Annotated in this window: 18 protein-coding genes; 12 read left to right on the top strand and 6 right to left on the bottom strand. The window is 61.8% G+C overall.

The window, feature by feature from the left end:
• Positions 1 to 42 precede the first annotated feature (42 nt).
• Positions 43 to 525, top strand: coding sequence for an ABZJ_00895 family protein (locus AB6802_RS06320; RefSeq protein WP_371009155.1), 483 nt, complete (start codon positions 43 to 45; stop codon positions 523 to 525).
• Positions 526 to 531: 6 nt separating this feature from the next.
• Here the strand turns inward: AB6802_RS06320 and AB6802_RS06325 are convergent, their stop codons facing one another.
• Positions 532 to 1,518: a glutathione S-transferase family protein gene (locus AB6802_RS06325; RefSeq protein ID WP_371009156.1), complete on the bottom strand. Its 987-nt coding sequence runs from the start codon at positions 1,516 to 1,518 to the stop codon at positions 532 to 534.
• A gap of 303 nt (positions 1,519 to 1,821) precedes the next feature.
• Here AB6802_RS06325 and AB6802_RS06330 point away from each other — a divergent pair, with 303 nt between their 5' ends.
• The 6 genes from AB6802_RS06330 (at position 1,822) to AB6802_RS06355 (ending at position 6,654) form a co-directional block, all read left to right on the top strand.
• The gene (locus AB6802_RS06330; protein WP_371009157.1) at positions 1,822 to 2,427 is read left to right on the top strand and encodes a GNAT family N-acetyltransferase; all 606 of its coding nucleotides are present in this window, start codon (positions 1,822 to 1,824) and stop codon (positions 2,425 to 2,427) included.
• 27 nt (positions 2,428 to 2,454) lie between these two features.
• On the top strand, positions 2,455 to 3,216 hold the full coding sequence (locus AB6802_RS06335) for a 3-hydroxyacyl-CoA dehydrogenase (RefSeq protein ID WP_371009158.1): 762 nt from the start codon (positions 2,455 to 2,457) through the stop codon (positions 3,214 to 3,216).
• 4 nt (positions 3,217 to 3,220) lie between these two features.
• The gene (locus tag AB6802_RS06340; RefSeq protein ID WP_371009159.1) at positions 3,221 to 4,402 is read left to right on the top strand and encodes a CaiB/BaiF CoA transferase family protein; all 1,182 of its coding nucleotides are present in this window, start codon (positions 3,221 to 3,223) and stop codon (positions 4,400 to 4,402) included.
• Between the two features lie 36 nt (positions 4,403 to 4,438).
• Positions 4,439 to 5,206 carry a HugZ family protein gene (locus AB6802_RS06345; RefSeq protein WP_371009160.1) on the top strand — a complete coding sequence of 256 codons (768 nt, stop codon included), beginning with the start codon at positions 4,439 to 4,441 and terminating at the stop codon, positions 5,204 to 5,206.
• A gap of 164 nt (positions 5,207 to 5,370) precedes the next feature.
• Complete coding sequence (locus AB6802_RS06350) at positions 5,371 to 5,709, top strand: ArsR/SmtB family transcription factor (RefSeq protein WP_371009161.1); 339 nt, start codon at positions 5,371 to 5,373, stop codon at positions 5,707 to 5,709.
• Positions 5,710 to 5,856: 147 nt separating this feature from the next.
• Positions 5,857 to 6,654 carry a TrmH family RNA methyltransferase gene (locus AB6802_RS06355; RefSeq protein ID WP_371009162.1) on the top strand — a complete coding sequence of 266 codons (798 nt, stop codon included), beginning with the start codon at positions 5,857 to 5,859 and terminating at the stop codon, positions 6,652 to 6,654.
• Between the two features lie 10 nt (positions 6,655 to 6,664).
• Here AB6802_RS06355 and AB6802_RS06360 read toward each other — a convergent pair whose 3' ends face one another.
• Complete coding sequence (locus AB6802_RS06360) at positions 6,665 to 7,810, bottom strand: hypothetical protein (protein WP_371009163.1); 1,146 nt, start codon at positions 7,808 to 7,810, stop codon at positions 6,665 to 6,667.
• 193 nt (positions 7,811 to 8,003) lie between these two features.
• On the bottom strand, positions 8,004 to 8,540 hold the full coding sequence (locus tag AB6802_RS06365; protein ID WP_371009330.1) for a DUF1134 domain-containing protein: 537 nt from the start codon (positions 8,538 to 8,540) through the stop codon (positions 8,004 to 8,006).
• Between the two features lie 383 nt (positions 8,541 to 8,923).
• Between AB6802_RS06365 and chpT the strand changes: the two genes are divergently transcribed.
• Entirely contained in the window at positions 8,924 to 9,553 is a 630-nt protein-coding gene (chpT, locus tag AB6802_RS06370; RefSeq protein ID WP_371009164.1) for a histidine phosphotransferase ChpT, read from the top strand.
• Positions 9,554 to 9,787: 234 nt separating this feature from the next.
• On the top strand, positions 9,788 to 10,153 hold the full coding sequence (locus AB6802_RS06375) for a PleD family two-component system response regulator (protein WP_371009165.1): 366 nt from the start codon (positions 9,788 to 9,790) through the stop codon (positions 10,151 to 10,153).
• A gap of 157 nt (positions 10,154 to 10,310) precedes the next feature.
• Here the strand turns inward: AB6802_RS06375 and ctrA are convergent, their stop codons facing one another.
• Positions 10,311 to 11,006: a response regulator transcription factor CtrA gene (gene ctrA, locus AB6802_RS06380; protein WP_006203583.1), complete on the bottom strand. Its 696-nt coding sequence runs from the start codon at positions 11,004 to 11,006 to the stop codon at positions 10,311 to 10,313.
• Between the two features lie 446 nt (positions 11,007 to 11,452).
• On the opposite strand from ctrA, the gene AB6802_RS06385 reads away from it, so the two are divergent.
• Positions 11,453 to 11,830, top strand: a complete 378-nt coding sequence (locus tag AB6802_RS06385) for a flagellar export protein FliJ (protein WP_371009166.1) — start codon at positions 11,453 to 11,455, stop codon at positions 11,828 to 11,830.
• 56 nt (positions 11,831 to 11,886) lie between these two features.
• On the opposite strand, the gene AB6802_RS06390 is transcribed toward AB6802_RS06385, so the two are convergent.
• Positions 11,887 to 12,291 (bottom strand): winged helix-turn-helix transcriptional regulator, encoded by a 405-nt coding sequence (locus AB6802_RS06390; protein WP_371009167.1) that lies wholly within the window; start codon positions 12,289 to 12,291, stop codon positions 11,887 to 11,889.
• Positions 12,292 to 12,380: 89 nt separating this feature from the next.
• Here AB6802_RS06390 and AB6802_RS06395 point away from each other — a divergent pair, with 89 nt between their 5' ends.
• On the top strand, positions 12,381 to 13,307 hold the full coding sequence (locus tag AB6802_RS06395) for an NADP-dependent oxidoreductase (RefSeq protein ID WP_371009168.1): 927 nt from the start codon (positions 12,381 to 12,383) through the stop codon (positions 13,305 to 13,307).
• Between the two features lie 129 nt (positions 13,308 to 13,436).
• On the opposite strand, the gene AB6802_RS06400 is transcribed toward AB6802_RS06395, so the two are convergent.
• Positions 13,437 to 13,712, bottom strand: coding sequence for a DUF1153 domain-containing protein (locus tag AB6802_RS06400; RefSeq protein WP_006203587.1), 276 nt, complete (start codon positions 13,710 to 13,712; stop codon positions 13,437 to 13,439).
• A gap of 254 nt (positions 13,713 to 13,966) precedes the next feature.
• Between AB6802_RS06400 and mnmA the strand changes: the two genes are divergently transcribed.
• The gene (gene mnmA, locus AB6802_RS06405; RefSeq protein WP_371009169.1) at positions 13,967 to 15,157 is read left to right on the top strand and encodes a tRNA 2-thiouridine(34) synthase MnmA; all 1,191 of its coding nucleotides are present in this window, start codon (positions 13,967 to 13,969) and stop codon (positions 15,155 to 15,157) included.
• Positions 15,158 to 15,310: the final 153 nt, after the last annotated feature.

Genomic DNA, 15,310 nt, shown 5'->3' on the forward strand with positions numbered 1-15,310 from the left:
TAAACTTCTATGCTCTACTTCGGGGATTGGGAGCTTGGGGACATGAGCAACAGCGATGAGCCTTATGTAAACGTCTGGCCTTATGTTGGATACTACACTCTAACGATGGTGGTCTTGACGATTGCGCTTGGCATACTGGTGGTCCTCATCCCAACGTTCTCCGAGGCACTCGGCAAAGCGGCGGGATTCGCTATAAGTTTCGGATCGGCCAACGTTGCGCTCTATAAGTTCATAAGAAGAAATGGCCGGTTGTTCAGTCGCAGGGAATATTGGACGACAGTTCTGCTCTCGACCCTGGCAGCCTTTTTGATTTCGGCGCCGCTGGGTTGGTTGGCCATCTCGGGGGAAGCGAAACAGCACGACCTGAGCAACGTTCCCCTGGCCGTATGGGTTGGAAGCGTTCTGTTCGCTTTCCTGCTGACGTTTGGCTTGAATGCCGCTTGGTATTCGAGCCGATTTGGCAAGACTCTGCTGAAAGTGGAACTTGCCAGACGAACCCGGACCGACACCGAGGCCTTCCGTTAGATCAGGTCACGCCGCCCTCCTGAACCTGCCCCGATCATGCGGCGCGGCGTAATCAAGCTTCGGCCCCACCGGCACGATTCCCGTCGGATTGATCGACCTGTGGCTGCCGTAATAATGCGCCTTGATGTGATGCAGGTTGACGGTGCTCGACACGCCGGGCACCTGGTAGAGGTCACGCAGATAATTCGACAGGCTCGGATAGTCCGCGACCCGGCGCAGATTGCATTTGAAATGGCCGACATAGACCGGATCGAAACGCACCAGCGTCGTGAACAGCCGCCAGTCGGCCTCGGTGATGCGTTCGCCAACCAGATAGCGCTGTTGCGACAGCCGTTCTTCCACCGTGTCGAGGGCTGAAAACAAGTCGCCGAACGCCTCCTCGTAAGCTTGCTGCGTGGTGGCGAAGCCAGTGCGATAGACGCCGCTGTTGATCCTCGGAAAGACCAGCGCGTTGATCTTGTCGATTTCGGTGCGCAGCCCAGCCGGGTAGAAATCGAGGCTCGCATCGCCCCATTCGTCGAAGGCGGAGTTGAGCATCCGGATGATCTCGGAGGACTCGTTGTTGACGATCGTCCTTTCCTGCTTGTCCCACAGCACCGGCACCGTCACCCGGCCTGAATAGGAAGGGTCGGCCTTGGCATAGATCTGGTGCAGGAAATCGAGGCCGTAGAGCGTATCGCCGGTGGCGCCGTCCTCGGCTTTGAAGGTCCAGCCGTTCTCGCCCATGAAGTGATGGACCACGCAGACCGAAATGATGGTCTCCAGTCTCTTCAAGGCGCGAAAGATGAGTGTTCGATGCGCCCACGGGCAAGCCAGCGAGACATAGAGATGATAGCGGCCTGGTTCGGCCTTGAAGCCGCGCTCGCGACCTTCGGCCGGTGCGCCATCGCGCGTGATCCAGTCACGCCACTGTGACTCCGTTGGCACAAACCGGCCACCGCTGTCGGTCTTGGGTGCGCGATCCTGCCATTTGCCTTCAACGAGCAGTCCCATGCGAAATCTCCTGTGTCTTGGCAATATCTAGGTGCAGGGCCGATAGGCAAAGCCCTCAGGTGCTGAACGGTTCGTCGACAACGAACAGTTCGTCGACAACGAACCAGTTGGTCAAACGACGTACAAAAAGGCGAAAGCGGCCGATTGCAGCGGCACAAAATTGATGCTAGCGGAGGCGCCCATGTTCGATTTTGCCTCGATCCGGTTCGACCGACGACGAAAGGGCGCCCGCGCTTAAAGCGCTGATTGGCGAACGCTGCCGCTTTGCAGCAAACCTTCCTCGCATACCGGAACGCAAAGACCATGAGCCTTGCCAACGTGAAATACCTGCCGGAAACCCCGGCGCATGATGCCGAAATCGAAGCCATCAACGACGAGGCCTTCGGCCCCGGACGTTTCGTGCTTGCCGCCTACAAGATCCGCGAGTCGGGGGGGCACGACCGCTCGATATCCTTTGTCGCCGTCAAGGACGGCGCGGTGATCGCTTCGGTGCGCATGACGCGCGTGGCGGCCGGCGCCGGGCGCGCCATGATGCTCGGCCCGCTCGCCGTGCGTCCCGACTTCAAGAATCTCGGCATCGGCAGAAAATTGGTCGCGATTGCGCTGGATGCGGCGAAAAAGGCCGGCGCGCCGGCCGTGATCCTGGTCGGCGACGAGCCCTATTACGGGCCGCTCGGCTTCAAGCGCTTCCCGCGTGGACAGATCGCCATGCCGCGCCCCGTCGATCTCGACAGGCTGCTGCATCATGAAATCAAGCCCGGCGCCGTCGCCCGTTTCATCGGCGAAGTCTGTCATGCCAACGCCGCGAAAGTTGCGGAACTGGCCCCGGCCTTGGCGCGGCCGGCCGCCAGCACGCAACCGTCGATGGATCCCGGCATTGTGGTTGCGCCTCCCCTGCGGGCTTCGTAGCATAATCCGAAATCCCGGGAGGCTTGCATGAACCCGAACGGCCAGATCGCGATCGTCACCGGCGGCGGTTCGGGTCTCGGCGAGGCGACGGCGCGCGCGCTCGCCGCCAAGGGCGCCCGCGTCGCGATCCTCGACGTCGGCATCGAACGCGCCACGAAAGTTGCGGCCGACATCGGCGGCATTGCCGTCCAGTGCGATGTCAGCAGCGGCGACAGCGGCGCGGCTGCGGTCGCGCAAGTGGCTGAAAAACTTGGTGAACCGCGCATCCTCATCAATTGCGCCGGCATCGCTATCGGCGTGAAGACGATCGGCAAGGATGGGCCGCATCCGCTCGACCAGTACCGTAAGGTGATCGAGATCAACCTGATCGGCACCTTCAACATGATCCGTCTCGTCGCCGACCGCGCGGCGAAGCTCGATCCGTTGACCGGCGGCGAGCGTGGCGTCATCGTCAACACCGCCTCGGTCGCGGCCTATGACGGCCAGATCGGCCAAGCCGCCTACTCCGCCTCCAAAGGCGGCGTCGTCGGCATGACGCTGCCGGTGGCGCGCGATCTCGCCCGCTCCGGCATTCGCGTCTGTACCATCGCGCCAGGCATCTTCAAAACACCGATGATGGCCGGCATGCCACAGGAAGTGCAGGATTCGCTCGGCGCCGCCGTGCCCTTCCCGTCGCGCCTCGGCGAGCCATCCGAATATGCCGCCCTTGCCCTCCACATCGTCGAGAACCAGATGCTGAACGGCGAAACCATCCGCCTCGACGGCGCCATCCGCATGGCGCCGAAATAGAAACATGATCGAGCCGCCGACAGGCGCTTCCGCTGAGAAAACCGGCCCACTGGCCGGCCTGAAGGTCATCGAGATGGCCGGGCTCGGCCCGGTGCCGCTGGCGGCCCTTATGCTGTCCGAGATGGGCGCCGACATGCTGCGCATCGAACGGGCCGATGCCGGCCAGCCACTGCTCGCCTTGCCGCAGGAATACGACCTCGACCGCCACGGCCGCTCGATCCTCAAGCTCGACCTGAAACATCCGGCAGGCACCGACCTGTTGCTGCGGCTTGTCGAAAAGGCGGACCTGCTTGTCGAAGGCTTCCGCCCCGGCGTCATGGAGCGGCTGGGCCTCGGGCCGGATATCGTGCTTCAGCGCAATCCGGCGCTGATCTATGGCCGTCTGACCGGCTTCGGCCAGGACGGACCGCTCTCGGGGCGAGCCGGCCACGACATCACCTATCTTGCCTATGCCGGTCTGCTGCATGCCATCGGCAGAAAAGGCTCGCCGCCAGTGCCGCCGCTCAACCTGGTCGCCGATCAAGGCGGCGGCGCCATGATGCTGATCGCCGGTGTGCTCGCCGCCCTGTTCCAGCGCTCGCTCACCGGCAAAGGTCAGGTGATCGATGCTTCCATGATCGAAGGCGCCTCGATGCTCGCGGCGCCGATCCACGCCTACATGGCGGCAGGCCTGTGGAGCGACAGGCGCGGCGAAAACCTGCTCGATACCGGCGCTCCTTTCTATGACACCTACGAGACGGCGGACGGCAAGCACATTGCGGTCGGCTGCCTCGAACCGCGCTTCTTCGCCGAGTTCGCCAGGCTGCTGCCGCTCGACCGGAGATTCGTCAGCGCACAATATGACAGGATATCCTGGCCCGGGATGCGCAAGGCAATTGCCGAAAGGGTGGGCGAGAAAACCCGCGACGAATGGGCAGCCCTCTTCGCTTCGACCGACGCCTGCGTCGCACCCGTGCTTTCGCTGACCGAGGCCAGGGACCATCCGCACAACCGCGCCAGGCAAAGCTTTGTGGCATCCGGCCGGCTCGAGCGTCCGGCGCCCGCGCCGCGCTTCTCGCAAAGTTCTCAAATGCTTGCCTCGGCCCCAACCGCCGCCGATCGCCAGCCCGCAAGTGTTCTGGCACGCTTCGGCATGAAAGGTGAGGAAATCGAGGCCCTTGCCATGTCGGGCATCCTCGGCCAATAACCGGAGCATGCTGATCAACTTATCTCGGGTGAGCCTGTGAGCGAGACGAAGAAGGATGTCATCCGCGAGACCGACGCCGAGGCGATCAGGCTGGCAAAAACCCTGATCCGTTCGGCGCGCTTCGGGGCGCTTGCGGTAATCGAGCCCGGCACCGGCGCGCCGCTGGCGAGCAGGGTTGGCGTTGCCACCGACATCGACGGCACGCCGCTGACCCTGATCTCGATGCTGTCGGCGCATACCGGCGCCCTGCTCGCCGACCCGCGCTGTTCGTTGCTGGTGGGCGAACCCGGTAAGGGCGACGCGCTCGCCCATCCGCGCATCAGCCTGGCATGCCGGGCCAGGCGGTTGGAACGCGGATCTCCCGACCATGCCCGGGCCGAACGGCGCTACCTCAACCGCAATCCCAAGGCGAAGCTCTACGTAGGCCTCGGCGACTTTTCGTTCTTCCGGCTCGAACCCGAACGCGGCAGCCTGAATGGCGGCTTCGGCAAGGCCTATCTTCTCGGGCGCGACGATTTCATCACCAGCGGTCCGGTCGTCGAGGAGCTGGCCGCCAGCGAACAACCCTCGCTCGACCACATGAATGCCGACCATCGCGACGCGATTGCCATTTACGCCCGCCATTTCGGCCGCGCCGAAGGTGACGGCTGGATCGTCACCGGTTTTGACGCGGACGGCATGGATCTCGCGGCTTCGGACGCCGTCTGCCGGGTGTTCTTCCCGCAGCCTCTCGCCGCCGGGAGCGCGTTGCGCGCCATGCTGGTCGAGATGGCCAAGACGGCGCGCGCGGCCGAGCAATCCTGATAGTTGATCGCGCTGCGACGAAAGCAACGCTTGAGATTTAGACGAAATGATCTACCTTTATTGGAGCGCTGATTCAGCAGCGCAAAGCGATATCTGAATATTTGTGGAACTCAGCCGCCATTGCCCCCATGGCCGCTGGATGAGCCAGGACCCATGGGGGATCTATGATCTCGAACAAACTAATGGCCCATGCCGGATCGGCAGCCGCGTTTCTGACGCTCATGGGCAATGAGAAGCGTCTGCTGATCGTGGCGCATCTGATCGACGGTGAAATGTCGGTCGGCGCCATCGCCGAGAAAGTGCAGCTCAGCCAATCCGCTTTGTCGCAGCATCTCGCCAAGCTCAGGGCGCTCGATCTTGTCGACACCCGCCGCGACCGGCAGATGATCTACTACTCCTGCAAATCCGAGGCGGTGCGTGAGTTGCTGCGTATGCTGGAAGGCATTTTCGGCGACGGCGACCTCTCGCAAATGGCCTATCGATTGCGTCGCGCCGGGGCTTGACCCTCGAGCCTTGTCGCTCATTACCTCGCTGACAATTTCTCAGAGCATGATCCCGAAAAGTGGGAACCGGTTTTCGGAAAAGATCATGCTCCGATGAAGAGTTAGATCAGGATGACGAAACGTCATTCTGATCCAAGCGAGGAATGCATGAACCTCATCCCCATCGACGATCCGCAGGACCCGCGCGTCTCGGCCTATGTCGACATCCGCGAGCGCGACCTGGTCGGTCGGCACGGCCGCTTCATCGCCGAGGGCAAGGTGGTGCTTGACCTGTTGCTGTCGACTGGACGCTTCGCGGCGGAGTCGGTGCTCGTTCTCGAAAACCGCCTGGCAGGGCTGGACGCTGTGTTGCGCAAGGCGCCGCCGGATTTTCCGGTCTATGTCGCCGGCGCTGAGGTGATCGACCGTATCGCCGGTTTCCATATGCATCGCGGCATACTGGCGATCGGCCTGCGTGGCGATCCGGCGTCCGTCGAGGCTCTCGCCGAGAGCTTGCCCCAGCGCGCGTTGGCGGTCGTCCTCGTCGGCATATCCAATCACGACAATATGGGAGCGATCTTCCGCAATGCCGCAGCCTTCGGTGCCGACGCCGTGCTGCTCGACAGCACCTGCTGCGATCCGCTCTACCGCAAGGCGATCCGCGTTTCGGTGGGGGCGGCGCTGAAGGTGCCTTTCGCGTCCTTCGACGACACCGGGTCCTTCACGGTGACGCTCGATCGGCTTGGCTTCAGCCAGTTCGCCCTTTCACCGCGCGGAACGGCCGCTATCCGCGACGCGCAACGCTCAGCACGCCTGGCGCTCTATCTCGGCACCGAAGGCGAAGGCCTGCCGCGAGGTCTGCTTGCCCGGCTGCAGACGCTGCGGATCGGCATGGCGCAAGGTTTCGACAGTCTGAATGTCGCCGCCGCCTCAGCCATAGCCCTGCATCATTTTTCGAATTTGTAAGGCGACGACCTCAGTTGGCTGGTTCGGCCTTCTGCAGCGCCCTCACGCGGTCAGCAAGGCTGACGCCGCGCCCACCGGTACCTTGCTGCCCATCAGCCGCCAGGGCCTTGGCGATCGGTGAATCCGGCCCGTCGAGCTTCATCGTCAGGTTGACGACCTCGGCTGCCAGTTCATTCATTTGCTCACGCAATCCCGCGCTTGCAGGGCGTGCATCCTGTTCGGGCTTTGTCGTCCCGGAGGCGGCAAGGTCGGTCTTGAGTCGTTTGTTCTCGCGCGCCAACACCGTCAGCCTGGCTTCCAGACGTTCCCGGTCGCCTTCGAGCTTGGCGATCGCCGTGTCGACATCGTCGCCATTGGCATCGGCGCCGCCGGTCAGCCGTGCGACGCCGTTTGGCGGCGCTGCCTCCTTCGAACGCTCCCGCGCCCGGGCAAGCTCCTTCTCGCGCCGGTCGAGCTTTTCCTCGCGATCGGCAAGCGTGGCCAAGAGCCGCTCGACCTTCTTATCGAGGTCGGCTGACCTCTTCTTCTCCACCTTCAACGCCTCGCGCGCGGCCTTGCTTTCCGAAACGATGTCCTGGCTTCGCCTGTCCGCCTCCTTGCGCTGGCTGCGCAGCGCGGCGATGTCGTTGGCGAGCTTTTCCAGTTCCGATTCGCGCGCCACCAGCTCGATCTGACGGCTGGAGGACGAGAAGCTGGCATCGTCATACATCTGCTCGAGCTTTTGCAGTTCCAGCGCGCGCTTTTCCAGCGCGCGTTCCGTCTGCGCCAGCCGGTCGGAGAGGCGTTGCTGATCCTCCTCGCGCTGCCTGAGCTCCGCGGTCTTGGCCTGCAGGTCGGAAAGCGCCTGGTTCTTGTCCTTCTTTTCGACCGCCAGCCCCTTCAGGGCCTCACGCCCTCGACCGATCTCGACCAGTTGCTCGGCCGTCTTTTCCTGCAGGCTCTTGACGGTCATCTCGAGTTTTCGCGTCGTCATCGCATATTCGGCCCGAACGCGGTCCTTGTCCGCCTGGATCTCGGCCGGCGTCAGCGGCAGCGAGGCCTCGATGCGCCGGCGTGTGAGAACGACGGCCCGCCGCCAGACCGCCGGCGCGATGAGTGACACCAGAAAGACGGCGCAGAGGAAGCCGAGTGCGAAGAACAGGACCGACTGAACCAAGGCGTGCTATCCACTTATACGGAGCGGCAATCGCTGCATTGTGCCAGCTTGGCATGGCGGAAATTCAACGCCGCGGCAAGAGCATGCCGCGGCGCGATCAGGATTATCCGAGCGATTATACGGACTGCTTAATGCATGTCGCGCGGAAGTGTGCAGCGGTTCCGGGACAACGACATGCATCAAAACAAAGGCGTCAGAACGGATTCCAGGTCGGCCGCTCGGTAAGTTTCAGATAGCCCAGATTGACGCCGAGTCGGGCGCCAACGCCGGTGCGGATCGGAACGAGGAGCACCCGGTTGGCCTGCAGCACATTGAAACCGACGCCGGCTATGACATAGGCCGAACCGGCGACGCCGCCAAAGCGGTTGTAGAGGCTGCTGATGTCGTCGAGGTTATAGACCAGCATCATCACGCGCGACCCCTCGCCGCCGAAATCCCAACCGAGCGAAGGCCCTTGCCAGAACACCTTATGGTCGCCGGCGTTCTTGGTGTAGAGCGTGCCCTCGCCGTAGGTCAGGCCGCCGATCAGCGCGCCGGAGCCTTCCTCGCCAAGCAGATAGCCGTTCGGCAGGCCATAGGAGGCAAAGATCTTCTCGACGACCGTGGCCAGTCCGCCCGACGTCTCGCCGAAGAATTTATGACCGGAATCAACGATTTCCTGAGCGGTGTACTGCTGCGCGCGCGACGCCGAGGTCGAAAGGACGACAGCTCCCAGAAGTGCGATCGTCATGGTGAGGACACGGACGAAGGTCCGGTCGTAGTATCGGGAAAACATGCTTCCAATCTCCGTCAGGGAGCACTTTCGCCGACGCCTCCGCACCCCTACAGCTCTTGGCGGCCGGTCAGGGTGGCTATTACGGGCAAACTATGCCGCAATCCTTTTTCAACCATTAAGTTCTCACACGAAGATGGCGGTTCGAAGGCTGCCCTTGCCAGGAGAATGCCGCTTTCCCCTGTGAATGCACCATTTTCGCCACCGGCAATTTTGGATTTGTTGATGCGCGCACGGCCGCTGTGTATTCAGAAAGCCTTGGAAAAGAGCGTGATTCGTCGGGGCAGGCGCGAATCAGTCGTTCGGCCATGAAACATGTGACCTGAGCAGGGATTTTGCCGATGGCCGAGCTATTCACCATTTCCGCCCCGGATCTCGCAGCTTTGCTGTGCAGCCGCGTCTGCCACGACATCATTTCGCCGGTCGGCGCGATCAACAACGGCCTCGAGTTGCTCGATGAAGGCGGCGCCGACGAAGACGCCATGAAACTCATCCGCCAGAGCGCTAGAAATGCCTCGGCGCGGTTGCAATTTGCCCGCATAGCCTTCGGCGCCGCGGGTTCGGCCGGCATGATGATCGACACTGGCGATGCAGAAGCCGTGGCCATCGCCTTCCTGAAGAACGAGAAGCCGGAACTTGTATGGAACGGTTCGCGCGCGCTGCTGCCCAAAAACAAGGTCAAGCTGCTGCTCAACCTGATCCTCGTCGCCAATGCGGCCATCCCGCGCGGCGGCAAGCTGGTGGTTACGCTGGAAAATCTCGAAACCGAGCCGCGTTTCGCGCTCTCGGCCGCCGGCCCGATGCTGCGCGTGCCGCCGAAATTCCTCGAACTGCATTCCGGCCACAAGCCGGAGGAGCCGATCGACGCCCATTCGGTGCAGCCCTATTACACGCTGCTTCTGGCGCGCGAAGCCAATATGACGATCTCGATCCACGCCACCGCCGAAGAGATTGTTCTGTCCGCCGCCTGAGATAACGGCCAAGAACAGGCAAAGTATCTTTTTGCCTGGATATTGATGGCTGCCGCATGGGCGCAGCTATAGCGACGGTTGTCGTTATGTTGACGGCGCGACCGTAAGGTGTGCGCCGCGGTTCTTTGGAAAAATTTTACCTAACGGCTTTTCGGCTTCTTTACCAGATTGGCCTAGGGTCTTGTCCGATTGCCGGAGATTGCCGGTTCGGCAGATGGCAAAGAGGGCCCGGACATGAAGCGCTGCCTGTTCGTCGATGATTCAAGCGTCATCAGGAAGGTCGCAAAACGCATTCTCGGCTCGGATATGATGGTCGCCGAGGCGGCCAGCGGAGCTGAGGCTGCCGATATCTGCGCCACCGACATGCCTGACGTCATTGTGATCGATGGCGGTCTGGCGGATATCCAGGCGGTCGACCTCATTCGCCGCATCCGCGCCATCGAAGCCCCGGTCAAGCCGCAGATCCTGGTGTCGCTGATCGAGGTCGATGTCGCCGCGATCATGCGCGCCAAGCGCGCCGGCGCTCAAGGCTACCTGCTCAAGCCCTTCAACCGCGCGCAACTGCTCGAAAGCTTCCGTTTCCTGAAGCTCGCCGCCTGATTCGCGGAAGTGATTCGGCACAAGGCGAAATCGCTGAGCCGCTGCACCTGTCTGATTTTGCGGGATTTCCGACGGACTCTGCGGAATTGCCAGGGATCGCAGGATACGAAAAACCCGGCCTGAGCCGGGTTTTCATTGAAAAAATTGTTTGGATCGCTCAGGCGCTGACGCGGATATCTTCCGGCTCGCGCAGCACATAGCCGCGGCCCCACACCGTTTCGATGTAATTCTGTCCGCCCGACGCCGCATCGAGCTTCTTGCGCAGCTTGCAGATGAAGACGTCGATGATCTTCAGCTCCGGCTCGTCCATGCCGCCATAGAGGTGGTTGAGGAACATTTCCTTGGTGAGCGTCGTGCCCTTGCGCAGCGAGAGCAGCTCCAGCATCTGGTATTCCTTGCCGGTCAGATGCACGCGCTGACCACCGACCTCGACCGTCTTGGCGTCGAGATTGACCACCAGGTCGCCAGTGGTGATGACCGACTGCGCATGGCCCTTGGAACGGCGCACGATGGCGTGGATGCGCGCCACCAGCTCGTCCTTGTGGAATGGCTTGGTCATATAGTCGTCGGCGCCAAAGCCGAGGCCGCGCACCTTGTCCTCGATGCCGGCCATGCCAGAGAGGATCAGGATCGGCGTCTTGACCTTGGAGAGCCGCAGCGTGCGCAGCACTTCATAACCCGACATGTCGGGGAGATTGAGGTCCAGAAGGATGATGTCGTAATCGTAAAGCTTGCCGAGATCGACGCCTTCTTCGCCGAGATCGGTGGTGTAGACGTTGAAGCTTTCCGATTTCAGCATCAATTCGATGCTTTGTGCGGTTGCACTGTCATCTTCAATCAGCAGAACACGCATTTTATTCCCCTTTTCTGCTGCCGGACCATTTCACGACCCGTCCGGGACCGGAGCAGTGATTGCCTGAACAGAAGGTGCCACCGAGTGGTTAACAAATCCTAATTTCGTGTCGAACACGATACCAGATTTTTTAACCCCTTTCTACACCCACTTGAATCTAATAACGAATCACAGACCAAAACCGCTAATGCACCACATTAATAAGTCAGCCTAAGTGACTCCATGGACTCGCAGGCCGCGCTTTCCGCAACAGCCGGAATTTTTACCCGGCCTTAAGTCCTCGCCCGTATGATTAACAATGCCCGTAAACGAATGGTTACCGCCGGCAAAAATCTTTAGGGTTTTGTTTCCCATAGCCCTGGGAATGCCGGTGGAAACGGGCGGCGCTTGGGTCGTTCCGGGCGGATTGGACGATATGCAGGTGTGCGTTTGCGGAGTACCGAGTCATGAAGTCACGTGAAAACCTCGTTCGGCTGAAGCAGTTTCAGGTGAATGAGAAGCGGCGCCAGCTGCTGCAGCTCGACATGATGATCGCCGAGTTCGACCGCATGGCCGTCGAGCTGGAGGCACAAATCGTCGCCGAAGAGAAAAAAGCCGGCATCACCGACATCAACCATTTCGCCTATCCGACCTTCGCCAAGGCGGCGCGTCTGCGCCGCGACAACCTCAGGAATTCACAAAGCGACCTCGCTCAGCAGCGAAGCACCGCCGAATCATTACTCGGCGAAGCTGAAGCGGAGCTGTCCAAGGCGGAATTGCTGGAATCGCGTGACACCAAAATCCGCGAACCGGATCTCGGCAGCCGCAGCGTCATGATCGGCTAAGCGCCCCGCCGGCGTTCGCCTTCGGACAAATCGGCACAGCCGACCTGCCCGTCCACTCAGGCGGGGATGGCGATCTCGGCCTGTTCGCCTGCCGATGCCCGCGCACGGGCATCCTTGATGTCCGGCGCATGCTCTTCGGCCCAGGACCTGATCTGGCTGAGCAGCCCCGCCAGGTTCTGACCGAGTTCCGTCAACTCATACTCCACCCTCGGCGGTATGACCGGATACACCTCGCGCCGGACCAGGCCGTCGCGTTCCAGCACACGCAAGGTCTGCGTCAGCATTTTTGGCGTGATGCCTTCCAGTTTGCGGGCGAGCTCGCCGTTGCGCTGCCGGCCTTTTCGCAAAGCACAAACCAGAAGATACACCCACTTGCTGGCCAGCATCTCCAGAACGGTGTGTGAAGGGCATGTCCGTCGGAAAGCATCATAGCCGCGGCACGATTCAATATCACTATCCATAAGGTGCCTATATATCGAAAAGGTACATACTAGACAAGAGATAATTACTATCCAAATGATAGCGGCATTGAACAAGCAGGAGATATCCGATGCGTGCCGTTAGCCAGAATTCCGTCGGCGAACCCGACGTCCTTTTCGTCGCCGAACAGCCCGGCCCCTCGCCTAAAGCAGGCGAAGTGCTTGTCCGCGTCAAGGCGGCAGGCATCAACCCGGTCGATGGCGCGGTCCGGGCCGGCTATTATCCGTTGCTCGGCGAGCCGCCATTCATCCTCGGCTGGGATATTTCCGGGACAGTCGAGGCGCTTGGCGCCGGCGTGACCACATTCAAGGTTGGCGACGACGTGTTCGGCATGCCCCGTTTCCCCAAACAGGCGGCCGCCTATGCCGAACTCGCCACCGCGCCGGCCGATGAGATTGCCGCAAAGCCAGTCGCCATCGACCACGCCCATGCCGCAGCCCTGCCGCTGGCTGGACTGACCGCGTGGCAGGGCCTTGTCCGTCATGGCGGCTTGCAATCGGGGCAGCGCGTGCTGATCCATGCCGGCGCCGGCGGCGTCGGCCATTTGGCGGTGCAGATCGCCAAGGCACGCGGCGCCTGGGTAGCCTCGACCGCCAGCTCGGACAAGTTGGACTACGTCCGTTCCCTCGGCGCCGATGAGGTCATCGACTACACGAAGGGCGGTTTCACCGGCAAGCTTGGCGATCTCGACCTGGTGCTGGAAACAGTTGGCGGCGACCATGCCGAGGAATCGCTGAAAGTGCTGCGCGACGGCGGCGTGCTGGTATCGCTGCTCGATGTCAGTGACGCCACGAAGGCCAAGGCCAGGCAGCGCAACATCCGCGTCGAGCGCATGTCGGTGGTGCCGGACCGCGAGGGCCTTGTCGGGCTGGCAAGCCTGGTCGATGCAAAAAAGCTTCTTGCCCATGTGGCCAAGACTTTTCCGCTTGAAGAGGCGGGGGCCGCGCACGCCTTCCTCGCCACCCGACCGATCGGCAAGGTGGTGTTGACGGTCTGATCGACTAAGCTTTTTCCGTAGCGAAAGGGCGCGGATAACCGCGCCCTTCTCGTTTTGCAACCGGTCGAAACCTACGGCAATTCCAGGAAAAGCGTGATCGGTTTTCCGTCCGGAATTGCGTAAACCGCTCTAGTGCCGGTATTGCTGGATCCGCGTCGTTCGCAGCCCAGCCAGGCCATATTCGTCGATAGATGCCTGCCAGGAAAGGAATTCCTCGGTGGTAAGCTTGTAGCGCTGGCAGGCTTCTTCCAGGCTGAGCAGGCCGCCGCGCACAGCAGCAACCACCTCCGCCTTGCGCCGGATAACCCAACGCCGCGTGTTCGTCGGCGGCAGATCGGCGATCGTAAGGGGGCTGCCGTCGGGCCCGATAACATACTTAACTCTAGGTCTAACCAGATCGGTCATCGTACTCTCTACAAAAAACTCAAAGACCCAATCCCCGCCACAGTACCGCCACAGCTTTAAAAATTGCCTAAGCGAACCCTAATCACTAGGTAAGGATCGTGAACGCCGGGTTAGGCTTTCGTTTAGAATTTGAAACAACCGCATCCCGGCCCTTGTTTTGCCGATAAAATCGCCGGTGGACGCAAGCTGGCGCATGCGTGGCCCTTGACCTATATTCCGGCCATTGGCATTGAGCGCCGCACAGTGAAAGCACCATGAACAGCCTCGATCTTCCCGGACGTCCCGAAAACACCCGCGTCGTCGTCGCCATGTCGGGCGGCGTCGATTCGTCGGTCGTTGCCGGCATCCTGAAGCGCGAAGGCTATGATGTCGTCGGCGTCACGCTGCAGCTCTACGACCATGGCGAGGCCACCCACCGCGCCGGCTCTTGCTGCGCCGGCCAGGACATCGACGATGCCCGCCGCGTCTCCGAGACGCTCGGTATCCCGCATTACGTGCTCGATTACGAGGAGCGCTTCCGCAAGGCGGTGATCGATCCCTTTGCCGAAAGCTATGTCGCCGGCGAGACGCCGATCCCGTGCGTATCCTGTAACCAGACGGTGAAGTTCGCCGACCTGCTTGCCACCGCCCGGGATCTCGGCGCCGATGCCTTGGCCACCGGCCATTATATCCGCTCTGGCGCCAGCGGCGCGCATCGCGCGCTCTACCGGCCGGTCGATGCCGATCGCGACCAGAGCTATTTCCTGTTCGCCACCACGCAGGCGCAGATCGACTATCTGCGCTTCCCGCTCGGCGGTCTGTCGAAGCCGCAGGTCCGCGCCATTGCCGAGGAAATGGGCCTGACGGTCGCCGCCAAGCAGGACAGCCAGGACATCTGCTTCGTGCCGCAGGGCAAATATTCCGACATCATCGCCAAGCTGAAGCCGGCCGCCGCCAATCCGGGCGACATCGTCCATATCGACGGCCGCGTGCTCGGCCGCCATGAGGGCATCCTGCGCTACACGATCGGCCAGCGCCGCGGCATCGGCATCGCGTCGGGCGAGCCGCTCTATGTCGTCCATCTCGATGCCGAGCGCGCCCGCGTCATCGTCGGCCCGCGCGAAGCGCTGGAGACGCACAAGATCTACCTGCGCAACATGAACTGGCTGGGCGACGCACCGTTGTCGGACATCCCCACCGGCGGGATTGAGCTCTTCGCCAAGGTGCGCTCGACCCGGCCGCCGCGTCCGGCCGTGCTCAATCACCGCAACGGCGTGACGTCGGTTGAGCTGGCGGACGGCGAGTCCGGCATCGCGCCGGGACAGGCTTGCGTGCTCTATTCGGATGACGGCAACGAAGCGCGCGTCTTCGGCGGCGGCTTCATCGAGCGCTCGGAGCGTGGCGCCGAGGCCGAAGCCATGCTGTCCAGGCTTGCCGCGCGGCCGGCGCAAATCCCGGCCGAGTAAGTTCGCGATTTTTCAGCTGCCTCGATTTTTCACCCAGAGCGTTTCACCGTTTCACGGAAACGGCGAACCGCTCTAACTCTTTGTTTTTAGGCAATTCCGGACGGAAAACCGCTCACACTTTTCCTGGAATTGCTCTGGGCTGATTTTCGACCG

It is taken from the genome of Mesorhizobium sp. RCC_202, from assembly GCF_041355295.1.
In the GTDB taxonomy this organism is placed as follows: domain Bacteria; phylum Pseudomonadota; class Alphaproteobacteria; order Rhizobiales; family Rhizobiaceae; genus Mesorhizobium.